The sequence below is a fragment of the Pseudoalteromonas prydzensis genome, assembly GCF_001661495.1.
Lineage (GTDB): Bacteria > Pseudomonadota > Gammaproteobacteria > Enterobacterales > Alteromonadaceae > Pseudoalteromonas > Pseudoalteromonas prydzensis.
Genome location: NZ_BDDT01000021.1, coordinates 14,898 through 31,040, shown reverse-complemented (window position 1 = coordinate 31,040; position 16,143 = coordinate 14,898). Strand labels below are relative to the sequence as shown.

15 protein-coding genes are annotated in these 16,143 nt (G+C 40.7%); 5 read left to right on the top strand and 10 right to left on the bottom strand.

Annotated elements, in window-relative coordinates; all coding sequences use genetic code 11:
• Positions 1 to 86: 86 nt before the first annotated feature.
• The gene (locus A7968_RS21765) at positions 87 to 926 is read left to right on the top strand and encodes a hypothetical protein (RefSeq protein ID WP_064668610.1); all 840 of its coding nucleotides are present in this window, start codon (positions 87 to 89) and stop codon (positions 924 to 926) included.
• 37 nt (positions 927 to 963) lie between these two features.
• Here the strand turns inward: A7968_RS21765 and A7968_RS21760 are convergent, their stop codons facing one another.
• From A7968_RS21760 to A7968_RS21730, 7 genes are all read right to left on the bottom strand, one after another.
• Positions 964 to 2,229, bottom strand: coding sequence for an AAA family ATPase (locus tag A7968_RS21760; RefSeq protein ID WP_064668609.1), 1,266 nt, complete (start codon positions 2,227 to 2,229; stop codon positions 964 to 966).
• A 1-nt stretch (position 2,230) separates the two neighbouring features.
• Positions 2,231 to 2,875 (bottom strand): RNA ligase family protein, encoded by a 645-nt coding sequence (locus tag A7968_RS21755; RefSeq protein WP_064668608.1) that lies wholly within the window; start codon positions 2,873 to 2,875, stop codon positions 2,231 to 2,233.
• 151 nt (positions 2,876 to 3,026) lie between these two features.
• Positions 3,027 to 3,371: a low molecular weight protein tyrosine phosphatase family protein gene (locus A7968_RS21750; RefSeq protein ID WP_064668607.1), complete on the bottom strand. Its 345-nt coding sequence runs from the start codon at positions 3,369 to 3,371 to the stop codon at positions 3,027 to 3,029.
• Positions 3,371 to 4,027 (bottom strand): peptide chain release factor H, encoded by a 657-nt coding sequence (prfH, locus tag A7968_RS21745; protein WP_064668606.1) that lies wholly within the window; start codon positions 4,025 to 4,027, stop codon positions 3,371 to 3,373. Before prfH ends, A7968_RS21750 begins: the two co-directional genes overlap by 1 nt.
• Positions 4,024 to 5,214 (bottom strand): RNA ligase RtcB family protein, encoded by a 1,191-nt coding sequence (locus A7968_RS21740; protein ID WP_064668605.1) that lies wholly within the window; start codon positions 5,212 to 5,214, stop codon positions 4,024 to 4,026. The genes prfH and A7968_RS21740 overlap by 4 nt, the downstream gene beginning before the upstream one ends.
• A gap of 413 nt (positions 5,215 to 5,627) precedes the next feature.
• Positions 5,628 to 6,383: an NUDIX hydrolase gene (locus A7968_RS21735; protein ID WP_064668604.1), complete on the bottom strand. Its 756-nt coding sequence runs from the start codon at positions 6,381 to 6,383 to the stop codon at positions 5,628 to 5,630.
• A 94-nt stretch (positions 6,384 to 6,477) separates the two neighbouring features.
• Complete coding sequence (locus A7968_RS21730) at positions 6,478 to 7,662, bottom strand: BaiN/RdsA family NAD(P)/FAD-dependent oxidoreductase (protein ID WP_064668603.1); 1,185 nt, start codon at positions 7,660 to 7,662, stop codon at positions 6,478 to 6,480.
• 324 nt (positions 7,663 to 7,986) lie between these two features.
• Between A7968_RS21730 and A7968_RS21725 the strand changes: the two genes are divergently transcribed.
• The gene (locus A7968_RS21725; RefSeq protein ID WP_064668602.1) at positions 7,987 to 10,110 is read left to right on the top strand and encodes a S8 family peptidase; all 2,124 of its coding nucleotides are present in this window, start codon (positions 7,987 to 7,989) and stop codon (positions 10,108 to 10,110) included.
• A gap of 96 nt (positions 10,111 to 10,206) precedes the next feature.
• On the opposite strand, the gene A7968_RS21720 is transcribed toward A7968_RS21725, so the two are convergent.
• Positions 10,207 to 10,680 carry a peroxiredoxin gene (locus A7968_RS21720; protein WP_064668601.1) on the bottom strand — a complete coding sequence of 158 codons (474 nt, stop codon included), beginning with the start codon at positions 10,678 to 10,680 and terminating at the stop codon, positions 10,207 to 10,209.
• A gap of 96 nt (positions 10,681 to 10,776) precedes the next feature.
• Here A7968_RS21720 and A7968_RS21715 point away from each other — a divergent pair, with 96 nt between their 5' ends.
• Positions 10,777 to 11,427, top strand: coding sequence for an RNA polymerase sigma factor (locus A7968_RS21715; protein ID WP_064668600.1), 651 nt, complete (start codon positions 10,777 to 10,779; stop codon positions 11,425 to 11,427).
• Entirely contained in the window at positions 11,411 to 11,794 is a 384-nt protein-coding gene (locus A7968_RS21710) for a VOC family protein (protein WP_064668599.1), read from the top strand. Before A7968_RS21715 ends, A7968_RS21710 begins: the two co-directional genes overlap by 17 nt.
• Before the next feature lie 88 nt (positions 11,795 to 11,882).
• Here the strand turns inward: A7968_RS21710 and A7968_RS21705 are convergent, their stop codons facing one another.
• Both A7968_RS21705 and A7968_RS21700 read right to left on the bottom strand, forming a co-directional pair.
• The gene (locus A7968_RS21705; RefSeq protein ID WP_064668598.1) at positions 11,883 to 13,808 is read right to left on the bottom strand and encodes a methyl-accepting chemotaxis protein; all 1,926 of its coding nucleotides are present in this window, start codon (positions 13,806 to 13,808) and stop codon (positions 11,883 to 11,885) included.
• Positions 13,809 to 14,106: 298 nt separating this feature from the next.
• Positions 14,107 to 14,727 (bottom strand): TetR/AcrR family transcriptional regulator, encoded by a 621-nt coding sequence (locus A7968_RS21700; protein ID WP_064668597.1) that lies wholly within the window; start codon positions 14,725 to 14,727, stop codon positions 14,107 to 14,109.
• Positions 14,728 to 14,886: 159 nt separating this feature from the next.
• On the opposite strand from A7968_RS21700, the gene A7968_RS21695 reads away from it, so the two are divergent.
• On the top strand, positions 14,887 to 16,104 hold the full coding sequence (locus A7968_RS21695) for an MFS transporter (protein WP_227008883.1): 1,218 nt from the start codon (positions 14,887 to 14,889) through the stop codon (positions 16,102 to 16,104).
• Positions 16,105 to 16,143: the final 39 nt, after the last annotated feature.

Here is a 16,143-nt window from a genome sequence, read left to right as displayed (position 1 = left end):
AAATCGTAATTTCTATTGATAATAAAAAGTTAAATGGTAAATTGGTTTATCTTAAAAAACTTTCTTTAGCACCTAGCTAAATTAAAATGAAAATTTATCCTTTATTCGGTATTGGCAATATTACTTTCGGTATGAGTCAAATAGACGTTCAATCAATTATTGGTAAACCAAAACAAACAAAAAAACAGACTGCTAAAGAAGATGATTCCATACATGAAGTTTGGTGTTATGACACACTAGGTTTACAGCTTGAATTCGATTCATTCTATGAATTTAGGCTAAATCGTATAAAAATCACATCTAGCGACTTTTGTATTTATGGTGAGCCGCTTATTGGGTTACCAGAGGAAAAGCTTGTTGGGCTATTGCCAAAAGTAATATTAGATAGTGAATACAATGGTTATAAACAATACACTGTTTCGGATCTTAAATTAGAGGTTATTTTAGAGGATAAAGTTGTTCGTGAAACTACTTTAGAGCCGGATCCCAACGTAGAGTTTTTGAAGTATTGTTCAAAAAGTTTACAGCGTAGATTTACTTGCCAACGCATATTAAAAAACGATGTAAGACGTCACGAAAGAATAATAGCCGCTGGGCTTTACGTTATTGAAAAAGGCTTAACTGATTCTACTAGCCTTGGATTTTTACCATCGGATATAGAATGGTTTTTAGGAAGTTATCTTTCAATTAACCCTAAAACTAGGGATCTTTGGTGTGATGGAGTTGAACTGAATAAACTAGACTTCGTCACTAAAAATACAGCATCGATATATGCTACTGCTGATATTTTATCTTCAATTGATAATAGTGCTTATGACACATGTGAACTTCAAGGTTACATCACTATCTCCTCTAATGGTAAAAAGCTAAAAAACTATAACTTAAAATTAAAAAGACGAGAAAATGTCATCACTATAAATAAGTAGGCTAGTATTTCCAGCCTACTTTATTCAATAAATTAATTTAATAAAAAAAGGAGCCGTATTCAGACAAAATTACTCCTTTTTCGCCAATAATAAGCATTCTGTGACCTTCAGTAACTGAAGGCCACTCAAAGTTATTTAACTGACTAGTAATAACGTCATCACCCACATTATGCTTTCTACTTTTGTTTTGACTACGTAGTGTGCTTTCTTTAACTTGCAGAGCAACAATCGTAATTAAAGCGCCGTAATTTAGCCCAAGATCACAAATAATTTGCCTAAAGTCTTTACGAAAATTAGTCGCATCCCAGACAATATTTTGCTTATTTGCTAATGCCGTTTTTAATCGCGATTTAGCTAACTGTAACATCTGCCCTCGATTTTTTTGGCAATGCCTTTTCCCATTTAGCTCTTCACGAATATCATCTAATGAAATAACTTCAAATCCTATTAGGTTTTGTGCAATCCAAGTAGATTTACCACTGCCGCTAATGCCACACATCACATAAAGATGGCTGTACTCTAAAGCACCTTGATAATTTTTCGCTAGGGCTTCTTCAACCATACTAATTTGACCATTTGCCAGCTGACGAATAGCATAGCCATTTAAATACGTTTGTTCTGCACGTGAAGGTTTGACTTGAATAGGTTTTAAAATTGAGTGAGTTGCCTTACTCTCGTCCCACAATTCATACTCTTGCGCAAACATTTTAAACTGCTCCAACAAATCAATTTGTTGGGCTAGATCTGTGCATTTTCGCCCTTTCATATCGGCTAATTCAAGCCAATAAAGTAACTCTAAATTAGCATTTAAAGAAAGATGCAGGTAATCACTGTAACTTTGGTTTTTGATCACCAAACGTTTTGGCATTTGATGAAACCCCACTAATCCTGTAATGGTATTAATAGCTTTATACTCAAGGGGTAGCTCAAGTAATTTAATCGCTAAATAATTTGCACCTACCTCCTCATGTTTTGGTGCAACTACACGTTCAACACCTTCTATCTGTTTGCGCTTTGTAGTTATTGGCTTGGCAATATCATGCAATAAAGCAGATAAGATCAATACCTGCCTTTGAGCGCCTTTTATATGTTCAGCATCATTGACTAGTATTTCATACAATTGACTCAACACCATATCAGTATGAATGGCAACATCACCTTCAGCATGCCAGATGCTGTCTTGCTCAGTGTCAGCAAACTGATACAGTAAAGAGAACACATCTCCCAAATACTCTACACACTCAGCAAAATCTGGTGAATGATTTAAAGCTAAACTGTCTAACCAAGTGGCTAATTTTTTCATCTTAACCTCCCTTTTTTGTATTTTTAGTGCTTAACCCATTAGGGATCACGTCAGCATGCATCCAATGCTTATCGGTGATCACATGGTTGCTTCTCACCCACTTCGCGACACTTTCTTTGAACTGTGAATAATGAAAGCCATCAGCAAGCCTAACCACATAGCCTTCTTGGTATTGAGTATCCAATACTATGTCTTTTATTGTTTTTTCACACCATAAGCCAACATACAACTCGTTTGGAGTGGTCAGCCCTAATTGTGCAAAAAACTGTTTGCAGTCTTGCCAGCTTAAGCATTCGTTGTTTTCGTTCCATAGCGAAAACGCCATAAAATAACTAGCTAATGATTCATAGCTAATCGAATGCCTTGCATATAGGTTTTCGCCACAGATACGCCACCCTTGCGGAATTTTGTAGCCAAGTTCAGCTTGCAATGCTTTTACCCATGTTCTTGATGGGTGAAAACGACTATCAATCGAACGAGCATGTACAAAGTCACTGTAAAGAGTCGTATTTTCACCATCCATTTTTTCAGTAACAACGACTTGCTTATTTGCAAAGCAGCTTAAATTACCTTGGTGTATATCATCATCTGTTGCACCCGGTGACCAAGGTAAATGTGGGGTGCGAGGGTATTTAATTTTCATCATGTAATTCCAATTTTAAATATTATGATTGACTGTTAAATTCAATTTCTAATAGTTATAAGCACCGTATGACTGCCCTTTCAATACTGAAAAGACAAAAGTTAAACATGCAGTGCTGAGATGGAATTACATTGTTCTACCCTCTTACTTCAATTTACATTAGCGCTAAATAGCTACCAACGTTTTGTTTTATAATGCTTACTAACTCGTTATCCATATATTGATATTCATCAGCAATATCTAATACTTGAATATCTTTATACGTTGATAAATGTCCAAATTGCGCTTTAAGTCTATTTTTGTGTTTTTGCTCCATAACAAATATAACATCAGCCCATTGCATCATTTTGGCATTCACCGTTCTCTTTGCATTAGGACTGGTGCCTGCTGAGCTAACAGCGAGCTCTGGGTGGTTTTTCCATACTTGTTCACCCGTTGGGCTTCGCCATTGATTGCGACTACATATAAACAGCACATTTGTTACGCTATGTTCCTTCATTAATTATATACTCCTTCATTAACTGAGCAGTCATGGTTTAAAGCAAACTTTTCACCTATGAATGTTTTTACAGGATTACCACGTTCAACTTCCCAGTGCTGTTGCCAACGTACTGTTTCTTGCTGAGCCATTTTGTCTAATGCTAGTTGCTCTAGTTTTTGAAACAACAACACACTTGCTAAGCGCTTATTGGCATGCTGACTACGCTCACTCTCAACACGTACCGAAATACCCGTTGCTGTGTGGGTGGCTCTGACTGCTGAATCAGTGGTATTAACATGTTGGCCGCCAGCGCCAGACGCGCGACATGTTTGAAAAGTTACGCCTTGCTCAAGCTTACTTTCATCAATGTCGTACAGTTGCCCGCTAAAAAACCAATTTTTGCGTTTATGCTTAGGCCGATACTGGCTTTGACATACCCACAACATCGCACCTTGCCATGACTGAGCTAATTGCTTAGCCTCGCTATTGGCTGTTGAATCAAGTTGCAGTAAAACCGACTTTAAACAATCTCGTTCTGTTGCGCTAATGGCCTCAACAACCTCAAGCTTTATGCTTTGTTCGAGGCATTGTTTTTTAATCATTTTTAACGCTAAACTTACGGCTTTACAGCACTCAATAGGTCCTTGTCCTGCTGATAATTGCAGTAATATCATGATGAGCAACCTCCATTTGTTTTGAAGGTTAAAACTGGCCGTAACTTAGCGACCACTTCTATTAACCCTGCATCAACCATGTCACTTATAACCGTTTCACATTTTTTGTACGCTTGGGGTGCTTCGTCGTATAGCAATTCTTTATTACCACAAATAACTCTGCTACCTAACGCTGTACGGTATAAATCTTCGCGCTTATATTTATGGCCTAATCGGCCATGGCATTCACCACGTTGCCATTTACGCCCCGCGCCGTGCGCAAGTGAAAATAAACTGCTATTGATACTTTCCTGCACAGCTAGATCATTATCACTCAACGCTGTAAATACTGGTTTTACAAGATAACTGTAATCACCACGAGAACCAGGGATCACTACATAACCTTTATCACTCGGTGTTGCACCTTTTCTGTGTAACCAGCCATCGCAACCATTAATATTTTTAGCCGATACTAAATTATGGTTAATATCTAAGGTACACTCACCATTGGCTCGTATAGCCTCTAAAAACCGCTTAGCAATCAACTCACGATTAAGCTCTGCAAAGCGCACCGCTTCATCATGCTTACTCATGTAATCTTTAAAGTCAGCATCACCTTCACATAAGCCATTGTGATTATGACCCGCTATATGTTCAACCAATATTGATTGCCCTAACCCGCGCGAGCCTGAATGAACCAATAATTGAAGATGCTTTTTACTTAGCCCTAACTCATCTAAAGCACTTTGATTGAATATCTCATCAATCGCTTGAAACTCGGCAAAATGATTACCTCCACCAATGGTGCCCAAGGCACTATCATAACCCTTGGTCGTAATATTTTTTGCCGCTTTGCTACTTTCTATGATTGAGAACCAACTTTCGTCGAGTGGCAGCTCAATATCTGTAAACTTTTTGGCTAGTTTATCCAAATTTACTTTTGCTACTTTGACTGTGGTTTGCCACAGCGCCATACCGCAGCCAATATCGTTACCCACTAATGCAGGGTAAATTTTGTTAGTAGTAAAAAATGCAGCCCCGATGGGATACCCTCTACCTGGGTGTAAATCAGGCATGCCCGCAATACGTTGCATACCATTTAGCTCTGATGTTTTGATCAGTTGCTGTATTGCCAGCCCTTCAATCCACGTATCAGCAGACGCAATAAGGCTAACTTTTTCAGTTATTTTTTGGACGGATTTGTCCATAACACCAATTCCTTTTTCTTTGTTAGAAAAATAGGATTAAAACGAAATACGAATTGGCAGGTCTGGATCTATTTTGAAATCAAACGAAAGGAACGTATTTAAACGCGATGTTTACCTAAATGTACTTAATATATAACAGCGTGTTTAAGTAACAAGTTTCTTATCGGATAAGACCTGCAAAGGATGTTGATGTCATTGTCATAGTATTTTCTCCTTCACAGTTAGTTGATGAATCCAACACTTAGGGTAAGTGCTGAACAATTGAACGAGCGCATGTTAATCAGTTTTTGAACATAAAGCAAACTAAAATTATGGCGTGTTTTATGTATTCCTATGTTTTATATCTGTGTAGTTATACGAGAGCTGTAAAACGAAGAGGTTCAGCAGTACAAACATAATAAAATAACTATTCACTAATTAGCAGGAAACTTTGCGATTAAGTCAGGGACGATGGTGAGGTAAGAGTATACATTCTTATTTGAGCTGAATTGGTTAATCTCATTTTTATCAAAAAACCGTAAGCCGGATAATTCCTCATCTGTTCGGTTATCAAACTCTATAGCTAACTGCTCCCTATTTATATTTAACTTAATGTTAAATATAATAAATATGCTCATTGTATTGGTCAGTACGATTGAATTTAAGTTGATTAGCTCAACAAACTCTTGAGTTATATTAGCTTCTTCAAACGCTTCTTTTAAAATATTATCTCTAATATCAATTGCGGTATGGACTGCTAATTCATCTTTCTGCAATCCCCCACCAATAAGATCAATAAACTTATCATCATTACTATTGGTTTTTTCTCCAAAAACAAAAAAATCATCTTTTGTTGATATCAAAGCCCCTGTGTTTATATGATATGGAAAGTACTTGTCATCTAAGTCATGAGTTCGACTTAATTTCATCAACGAACGGACTGTTGAATATCGTACGGTACTTAGCCTTAATTGCATTGAGCCACTTTTCAACTCTGCAATATTTTCTAACCGATAATAAAGCCCATCCCATACTTCAACACCGCTGTTTTTAGACTCTTCAAGTACTTCATCCCATATATTATTAAGGTTGTTTTCATAAGGAGTTAAATTTAGCTCAGAGCTAGAAATTACGACTTCAAAATCCTCAATATCCCTGCAATCATCTATTATAATTTTCGACTTATTCATAGTTCCAACTTTAAATTGATGAAATGATCATTAGGAAATTTTCTAGGCTTAAGTGTTAATTCCTACGGACAAACTTTAATGCCTAATACACAAATTAACAATACTGCCCTGCTGCAAAACCGCAGCTCCACGCGTACTGAAAATTATAGCCGCCTAGCCAACCGGTTACGTCGGTTACTTCACCAATAAAATACAAGCCTTGGGCTTTTTTCGCTTCAAAGGTTTTTGAGCTGAGTTCGTCGGTGTCGACACCGCCAAGAGTTACTTCCGCTGTGCGATAACCTTCGGTGCCGTTGGGTTTAATTTGCCAGTTATGAATGTAATTAGCGAGCTCGTCAATTTGGCTATGGGTGAGCTGGTTTACATTGCAATCTGGAATGGCTTTACTCTCATGCAGTATTTCAATAAAGCGTTTTGGCAAAATAGTCGCTAGGCTATTTTTTAATGATTTTTGTGCTTGGGTTTCTCGCCATGTTGCTAGTTGTTCTTTTAAATCAAGCTCTGGTAACAGGTTTATAGTCACTGCTTGTCCTGCTCGCCAAAATGAACTGATTTGTAAAATTGCAGGGCCTGATAAACCACGGTGAGTAAATAAGATATTTTCTTTAAAACTGGTGCCGTCTTCACTGCTGACGATACAAGGAATGCTGATACCCGATAACCCTTCAAAGCGGTCTTTATCATGTTGATGCAAGGTAAATGGCACAAGTGCTGCCATGGTCGGTAATACTTTTAAGCCAAATTGCTCAGCAATTTTATAGCCTATTGGTGTTGCGCCTAATTTTGGCATGGTTAAGCCACCAGCGGCAACAACCAGTGACTCACAGCTGTATGACTGTTGCTCGGTGATCACGAGATAGCCTGTACCTGTTTTTTCAACACTTAGCACTTCGTTACGAAGCGCCACATTCACACCAGCCCACTCACATTCGGTAAGTAAAATATCAACAATATCTTGTGCGCTATTGTCGCAAAATAACTGCCCAAGGGTTTTATGGTGATACGCTAAACCGTGCCTATCCACCAGCTCAATAAAATCATGTTGGGTATAGCGACTTAAACACGATTTTACAAAGTGCGGGTTACCACATAAGTAGTTTTCTGGGCTGGCATTTTCATTTGTGAAGTTACAACGTCCGCCGCCGCTGATGAGAATTTTACGGCCCGGCTTTTTGCCCATATCAAGTACTGTAACACTGCGGCCACGGTAACCTGCTTGCGCTGCACACATTAAACCTGCGGCGCCGGCACCGATCACTATTACATCTACTTGGGTCATTTGTTCGTCTCATCAGAAAATTTCTGCAATTGTAGCAAATTTAAAAGTACAAACTGAGCGGAATTTCACTATTTAACTATTAACAATAAAGTGGGAAAAATAAATGCACACTTCCGTGGCTCACACATTAGCTAATACTTTATAACCAATATTTTTGCATTATAAGAAGCATAAATACCTATTTAGCCATATAAACATCCCGATATAACTAAAACAGAGACAGTAATAATAAAACGTTATTTTAACTATTTTAACAGATCATTTACTTTTGTTCCCCTTCACGATATCCATCGTGAAGTAATACATAACAATCTAGGGATCATTATGACAACAACAATATTTAAAAAATGTGCCGTAGCACTAACATTGAGCACGCTATTTGCTGCAACAACTAGCATGGCAAATCCAAGCCAAGCAATGATGCCATCAATGGCAGAAACCACAGCAAAACTACAGGGCCAAGATCCTCTTGGCACACGCTTTATCATCAAATATAAAAATAACGCTGATGAAATGAGTACTCTGTCTGCTGCTGAAACTAGCCCACTAATGATGAACAAAAAAGCACAAGGTTTTGTTAAAAACTTTACCAGCAAAAAAGGAAACATTAAGGCGCAGTATGTTCGTGCAATGGCATTGAGTAACCACCATGTAATGCGTGCTAATAAAAAACTAACTGCAGACGAAGCGCAACAATATATGCAAGAAGTGATTGCTTCAGGCAATGTGGAATACATTGAAATAGACCAAATGTTAAAACCATTTGCAACGCCAAATGATCCGCGTTACGACGATCAGTGGCATTACTATGAACAAGCTGGCGGATTAAACTTACCTACAGCATGGGATACTGCAACAGGTAGCGGTGTAACCGTTGCCGTACTTGATACGGGTTACCGCCCACATATCGATCTTAATGCCAATATTTTACCTGGCTACGATATGATCTCGGATACCTTTGTTGCTAATGATGGTGGCGCACGCGATAGCGATGCTCGCGATCCGGGTGATGCGATCACTGCTAACGAATGTGGTTATACTCATGGCGCGCAAAGCTCTAGCTGGCATGGTACTCACGTGGCAGGTACTGTTGCTGCGGTAACAAATAATGGCGAAGGTGTTGCCGGTGTTGCTTATGACGCGAAAGTTGTGCCAGTGCGTGTACTTGGTAAATGTGGTGGTTTAACATCAGATATTGCTGACGGTATTATTTGGGCTTCTGGCGGTTCGGTTTCTGGCGTACCTAGTAATGCGAACCCTGCTGATGTTATCAATATGAGTTTAGGTGGCAGCGGCTCGTGTAGTTCAACCACACAAAACGCGATTAACCAAGCACGTAATAACGGCACTGTAATTGTTATTGCCGCTGGTAATGATAACGACAATGCCAACAACTACAATCCGGGTAACTGTAATGGCGTAGTGAATGTTGCTTCGGTTGGCCGTAACGGTGGCCGTGCTTACTACTCAAACTACGGTACTTCAATCGATGTTGCAGCACCAGGTGGTGCGCAAAGTTTTGCGAATGATTCGGAAGGTGTACTTTCAACTCATAACTCAGGTTCATCAAGCCCTTCAAGTGATAGCTACCATTACTCACAAGGTACATCAATGGCTGCGCCGCACGTTGCGGGTGTTGCAGCACTGATCAAACAAGCTAAGCCAAATGCAACGCCTGATGAAATTGAGAGCATTTTAAAATCAACTACTCGTTCATTTGCAGCATCATGTAATAACTGTGGTACTGGTATAGTTGATGCAGCAGCAGCCGTTGCCGCAGCGAGTGGTACAACCCCGCCACCACCAACAGGTAATGAGTTACTTGATGGCCAAGCACTAACTGGTTTAAGTGGCAGCGCAAGTAGTACTACTTTCTATACTATGACCGTACCAAGCGGTGCTTCAAATGTGACCTTCACTATGAGTGGTGGCAGCGGTGATGCGGATATGTATGTACGAGCAGGCAGCGCACCAACAACATCAACCTATGACTGTCGTCCATATAAAAATGGCAATAATGAAGAGTGCTCTATCGATAACCCAACAGCAGGCACATATCATGTCATGCTTAGTGGTTACTCAGCTTACGCAAATGTAAGTTTGGTTGGTAACTTAACAACCTCTGGTGGCTCAGGCAATCCACAAGCAGGTGGTGGTACTGTGTCTGATATCTCGGCAAGTGCTGGTCAATGGAAACATTACACCTTAGATGTACCTGCGGGTATGGCAAGCTTTACAGTAACTACTTCTGGTGGTTCTGGTGATGCTGACTTATTCGTTAAATTTGGTAGCCAACCAACTAGCTCAAGCTATGATTGTCGCCCTTACAAAAATGGTAACGCTGAAACATGTACCTTCAGCAACCCACAAGCGGGTACTTGGCACATGAGCGTGAATGCTTATCAAACCTTTGCTGGTTTAACGCTTGATGCGCAATACCAACCTTAAGAACTAAAAGCGCGAGTGTCTGTATTACTGGCACTCGCGCTTTGGTAAACCAGTTTCCCCTGGTGATTTTTAGCCGAGCTTTGCTCGGCTTTTTTATTACAGCTTTTCTAATACCGCTTCTGCACGGCTTACTACAAACTCTTTATCTTGTTCAACAAATAAACCTGTTACGGTTTGGTCATCAACAATCATGGCATAACGGGTTGAACGTACACCACCAAAACCAGCGGTGTCTTTATCTAACCCTAGCGCTTTAGTAAAGCTTGCATCGCCATCAGCAAGCATTTGAATATGCTCTGCATTATGTGCCTCACCCCATGCTTTCATTACAAATGCATCATTCACTGATACACAATAAATAGCATCAACGCCTTTAGCCTTTATTTTATCTGCAAGGGTAATAAACTCAGGTAAATGTGCATTAGAACAGGTTGGCGTAAACGCGCCAGGAACAGCAAATAACACCACTTTTTTACCTGCGAACAAGTCGTCATTGGTCAGTGTTTGCATGCCGTCATCGGTTAATTGCGTAAGACTAATTGCTGGTAATACTTGGCCTTGAGAAATCATAATAATTCTTCGAAAGTGAATATGAGTTAGCAGTATAATAGAGTAAGGTTAAAGTTAAAGGCGAAACAATAAAAATATCACTATCAGTACACGACTATGAAAAAAAGTAATTACTACACAAACCTACTTCACTATGCGTTTAAAGTTACTTTGCATAAAGAAGAAGCTGAGGACTTACTCCAAACAGCGCTTCTTGCAGCAATTGAAGCTAAGCGCTCAGATTTAAGCTGTGTTAATAACCGTCGATGGATAATTGGTGTACTTCGAAATCAATCAACTTTTAATGCTCGCTCTGCCGCAAGACGAAAAACACGTGAAGCTTCTGTCGCCTATTTACGTAATATGCAAACACAAAGTGAAGTATCGCCCCACCATTTTGTTGATACATTACCACCAAGCCTTAAAGCAACTGCACTTTTAACCTTAACTGGACATACCAAAAAAGAAATATCTTGGCTACTACGAGCATCAGACATGGCGCTACGACAACGCATTGTGCAAATCAAGCGCCGCTGGCGACTATATGATGGAAGAGATATCTTTGAACTTAAAGGTTTAATAGGTGAGCTGCCGTTTGGACAGATACGTAAAGCATTACTAAAAGCTCCTTGTCGTAATGATGACACTGTAGCCAGCCACGACCCAGATGGACATCTTTTTATGGTGACCTCACAAAACCCACTGTCACGGCAACATAGGTTGAAATCAATCAAAAAAGAGGAAAATGTTCATGTTAAGCAAAAGTAAGATTGGCGCTATTTGTTATTACATCAGCGATCTTGATAAAACGGAGGCTTTTTACCGTGATACGCTTGGAATAGATATTCAGAGGATGGAAGATGAAGGTGAAGGTTGGCTACTAGCAAAAACGGTAAATGAAGTGGAGTTGCTCTTTTTTAAGCAAGAGTCACGCCCTGGGAACTCACCGATTATTGTTTTCGAACTCGCTGATGGGGGGATCGATGATGTAATCGAGGCTCTTGCTGAGAAAGGTACAACCATTGTTACACCAGTCAGTCATGCGCCAGGTGGCTGGTCAGCCGAGATTGCTGATCCTGACAATCATCAAATTTCAATGTATCAATCCGAGGAAGTTCCACGCAGCAGGAAGTGACTGTGACTGCAACAAAACTAACTCTGTATAAACCAAGTTAAATGTAAGCTAAAACACATTCGCCAGTAACGTGTTTTAGCTTTATCCACTACAATCCTAAGCTACTACGAATTGTCTGCATTTGTTGCTGTAAACGTTGGTGGATATCAGCCACTAGTAGACTGGATTCACTCACTTGGCCTTTCATGCTTTGCATTGACTGGCTAAAATTATCCAACAATGCATTTTGTTGTTTTGCTAACTCCATGGCCTCAAACGCGACTTTATTAGCATCTTGGGCATTATCAGCCACCCCTTCAGAGTTACGTTTAAGCTCTTGGGCATTATCTGTTTGTTGTTGAGCATCCTCTGCAAGCGCTGATATTTGCGTTGACACCATACTAGAATTTTCACTGAGTAAATTAAGTTGATTATTAATATCACTCAAGGAACCTTGAGTTTGACGAGCCAGTTTACGCACTTCATCTGCAACCACAGCAAAACCACGGCCATGCTCACCGGCACGGGCAGATTCAATGGCGGCATTAAGTGCTAACAAGTTAGTTTGCTCTGCAATATTACGGATCATCTCAATAACTTGCCCTACATCTTGTACGCCACTGAGTAGTTCTTGCAGGCTGTGTAAACCTTGGCCTACTCGCTGCTGTGTATTCGAGCTGGCACTTAGCATATTTTCAGCAAAGCCTAAGCTTTGTTCCATTGCTGAAAAAGTGTGTTTCGCGTTATCAGCTACTTTGCCATTAATATCATTAACTTGTTCACCTATCTGTTGAATATCAGCCAATAATTCTTGGTTTTGCTCCACTTGATGATGACTAGCATCGGTTTGCTCACTGATTGAATGTAAGTGCTCGCTCATCTCTTGCATAAAGTCATTAATTACTTTGAGCATTTGCGCACGCTCATTAGCCTCTAGGCGTTGGCGCTCAATTAGCTGATTAAAGTAAGTTGCTATTTCACCCACTTCTGTTTTCGGGTTTTTACTGACTATATTTTTTAGCTCATTGCTTTCAATTAAAAAAGCAAAACCATCTCGTAACTGTCGAAGTGGTGCTAACACTTGATTACGCTGCACAAAGTAAACACCAATGGCCAGTACCACCAACATACCGATGGCAATGCAAAACACCGCCAGCACTTGCTGTTTTAAAATACCTTGCTCGGTTTTAAGTTGCTGCTCAGCGTTTATTACCGTTCCTGAAAGCGTGCTAATTTGTTTGCGCAGCGCTTGCATACCAATTTGACGTTGCTGAGCTTGTGCAATGGTATTTTCTAAATCTCGAGGATAACGATTTGGCCAGCTACTAAGTTCAGCTTTAATTTCATCGGCTAAATCTTCAGCTTCTTCGTCGATAAATAAGCTATCTTCATCAACTTCACTCATCACCCCGAGGTTTTCAAGGTTATCTATCTGCTGCGCTAAACGATTTAGGTTAGTGATGCTTTGTTGCAAATTAGCTTGCGTATCTTGATCAAAGCTAAGCAATAATTGATATGTAAATAACGATAAAGTTGTGACTTCGCGATAGTAATCGCTGGCAAGCTGATAATAATCAAGCGCATGTGTATTTAGTTGCGCCGCTTTGTTGGCATAACCAATTAACGACGAAGCAGAGCCCGCCATTTGCCTAAGGGCATTATCAAGTAACGCGGTTTCATTTCCTGAGAGTTTCCCCAAAGCGCGATATTTACCTTTTATATCGGTATCGAGCTGAGTTAATTGCGTATCTAACTGCTGCTTTAAGTCACTTGGTAAAATAGCCAGCTGAGTGCTTTTTACTTGGCTAATAAGCTCTGCCGCTTGCCCTAAATACTGGCTATCGCCTTGCGCTAAATAATCTTCAAGTAAGCCTTTTAAATCGACGAGGATTTTGTTTTTTAATTGATTATAAGATTGGTCTTGTTGTTCAAGTTTAACTAGCGTTTGACTTGCCCAGTACAGAGTTCCGCCTAACAGCAGGCTGGCTAATGCCAATAAAATAGCCAGTAGCCGAGTAAATGATGACACGCGCATGAAATTCAATTCCTCTAAATAACTGTGCGTACACTATTAACTATTTATGACAATTTAATGAAAACCATCATTAAATACAGGCAGTGTACCACCTACTAAATTTGAAGAATCGTACTATTGTGAGTTAAAAACTTCCAAGTTACGCTTGGGAAGTGTGCTGTTGTATTTTAAATATTTTCAGGAACGCTCTGTGCGCAGCCACATGCAGGGTGTTTTGTAGGGACTGGGGGTTAGAGACTCTGGTTACCCAATTAAAGCACTTGGCCAAAATTGTAAATGTTCTTTGCTGATGATGTATCTATTTGGACTGACACACTTCAATCTCCCATAGTTTCATTAATTCAGTAATGGAAGCGTTGAGCTCCGAGGCATCCACTCCGTCCCTAGCGAGTATCGATACACCCTGCAGGAAACTATTGAAGGCAATTCCCATAGATCTAGCATTCGTTTTTTTGGACAGTTCACCCATAGTTATTGCGCGTTCGACGCATCGCACAAAGCCTTGAAGCGTTCGTGATCGCGAGGCGGCAAGTGGTTCAGCAACGTGAGTAAACTCTAGTGAGGGTGCACTCATTGTCCCCAAAGACACCATACATCCCTTGGGATGCCCTGATTCACATTGCATTTTTGTCGAGCGTCGCAGCGCAAGTTCAACAGCGTCTCTGGGTGGAATCTCGTCATCCCATAGGGAGTCTGTTACGCATGCGTAAGTTTCCAAGTAGCACTGTACAGCTTCATTGAATAATTTCTCCTTTGAACCGAATGCAGCGTAAAAGCTTGGCGTAGAAATCCCTCCTCCAATATTAGCTTTCAGTTGGCTTAGCGAAGTCATTTCGTAGCCATGCTCCCAAAAAAGATACATAGCTTCCATAACCGCTTTTTGGCGGTCAAATGTTCTAGGTCTACCCATTTTTGCCATTTTTTTCTCCTTTTCCTCTATGACTTATATACTACTCGATACATAAATCATTGACAACACTTGGCAGCTTACTATACATTTGTATCGATCGGTACATAAATGTACAGGCACATAAGTGCCAACGTGTAACCCACTAACTTTTTAAAGGATAACTTTTTTGTGAATCATTCTCTCAATAAAGCAAATGAAGATCCGGATCGCTTACCTATGTCAGCACTGCTTGCACTGGCCATGACCGGATTCATTTGTATCGTTACAGAGACATTGCCTGCGGGGCTGCTGTCTCAGATCAGTGCAGGTCTGAAAATCAGCCAGGCTATAGCAGGTCAAATGGTAACTGCATATGCTTTGGGATCTTTACTTGCGGCCATACCGTTGACGATTGCGACACGTGGCTGGAAGCGGCGTAACGTCCTGCTGCTGACCATCTTCGGCTTCTTCGTTTTCAACTCGGTCACTGCTTTATCAAGCAACTATGTTCTAACACTGGTCGCTCGTTTCTTCGCGGGCGTTGCGGCCGGACTTGCTTGGAGTCTATTAGCTGGTTATGCGCGCCGTATGGTTCAGCCCCATCAGCAAGGCCGCGCAATGGCTGTCGCTATGGTCGGTATCCCTCTTGCTTTGTCTTTGGGTGTACCTCTTGGCACATTTATGGGCGCTGCTATCGGTTGGCAAACTGCATTTGGCGTCATGTCAGGTTTGGCACTTATCTTGATCGTCTGGGTGATAGCGAAGGTTCCTGACTATCCTGGGCAGTCCGCTCACGAGCGCTTACCGTTGAGGAAAGTCTTCATGAGTCCCGGAGTTCGACCAGTACTCTGCGTGGTTATGACATGGATGTTAGCCCACAATATTCTCTATACCTATATTGCACCGTTTGTTGAGCAAGCAGGGCTTGGGAAACGAATTGATTTGGTTCTACTTACCTTTGGTCTTGCGGCCCTTGTCGGTATTTGGTTTGCAGGCATGCTGGTGGACCGATATTTACGTACTACCGTTCTAACAAGTCTCTTAGCATTCGCTTTAATTGCTTTGCTATTTGGATTTGGTGCTCAATCTCCAGAAATTGTCTATATCGGTGTCGTAGTGTGGGGCATCACTTTTGGAGGCGCGTCCACCTTATTGCAAACCGCATTGGCCGATGCTGCAGGTAGTGGTGCTGATGTGGCGCTTTCTATGAATGTTGTTGCATGGAATTCAGCCATTGCCGGCGGAGGAATCGTTGGTGGGATACTGCTTGATTCAGTAGGTGTTAGCTCTTTCCCTTGGTCTCTGTTGGCTTTACTTTCAATCGCATTTTTAATAGCTTGGTCATATCATTCGCATGCCTTTAAATCTGGAGCGCGTATCAGTGAAAGTTCTGTCGTTGGACATTGATCGAAAAATGTCTGATTATGCAGGTCTGACAATGTAAGG

Bases quoted from the DNA above. Each gene is read 5' to 3' on its own strand.
- A7968_RS21720 (WP_064668601.1), bottom strand. From the start codon at position 10,680: ATGATTTCTCAAGGCCAAGTATTACCAGCAATTAGTCTTACGCAATTA.
- A7968_RS21705 (WP_064668598.1), bottom strand. From the start codon at position 13,808: ATGCGCGTGTCATCATTTACTCGGCTACTGGCTATTTTATTGGCATTA.
- A7968_RS21740 (WP_064668605.1), bottom strand. From the start codon at position 5,214: ATGGACAAATCCGTCCAAAAAATAACTGAAAAAGTTAGCCTTATTGCG.
- A7968_RS21730 (WP_064668603.1), bottom strand. From the start codon at position 7,662: ATGACCCAAGTAGATGTAATAGTGATCGGTGCCGGCGCCGCAGGTTTA.
- A7968_RS21750 (WP_064668607.1), bottom strand. From the start codon at position 3,371: ATGAAGGAACATAGCGTAACAAATGTGCTGTTTATATGTAGTCGCAAT.
- A7968_RS21765 (WP_064668610.1), top strand. From the start codon at position 87: ATGAAAATTTATCCTTTATTCGGTATTGGCAATATTACTTTCGGTATG.
- A7968_RS21735 (WP_064668604.1), bottom strand. From the start codon at position 6,383: ATGAATAAGTCGAAAATTATAATAGATGATTGCAGGGATATTGAGGAT.
- A7968_RS21700 (WP_064668597.1), bottom strand. From the start codon at position 14,727: ATGGCAAAAATGGGTAGACCTAGAACATTTGACCGCCAAAAAGCGGTT.
- prfH (WP_064668606.1), bottom strand. From the start codon at position 4,027: ATGATATTACTGCAATTATCAGCAGGACAAGGACCTATTGAGTGCTGT.
- A7968_RS21755 (WP_064668608.1), bottom strand. From the start codon at position 2,875: ATGATGAAAATTAAATACCCTCGCACCCCACATTTACCTTGGTCACCG.
- A7968_RS21715 (WP_064668600.1), top strand. From the start codon at position 10,777: ATGAAAAAAAGTAATTACTACACAAACCTACTTCACTATGCGTTTAAA.
- A7968_RS21760 (WP_064668609.1), bottom strand. From the start codon at position 2,229: ATGAAAAAATTAGCCACTTGGTTAGACAGTTTAGCTTTAAATCATTCA.
- A7968_RS21710 (WP_064668599.1), top strand. From the start codon at position 11,411: ATGTTAAGCAAAAGTAAGATTGGCGCTATTTGTTATTACATCAGCGAT.
- A7968_RS21725 (WP_064668602.1), top strand. From the start codon at position 7,987: ATGACAACAACAATATTTAAAAAATGTGCCGTAGCACTAACATTGAGC.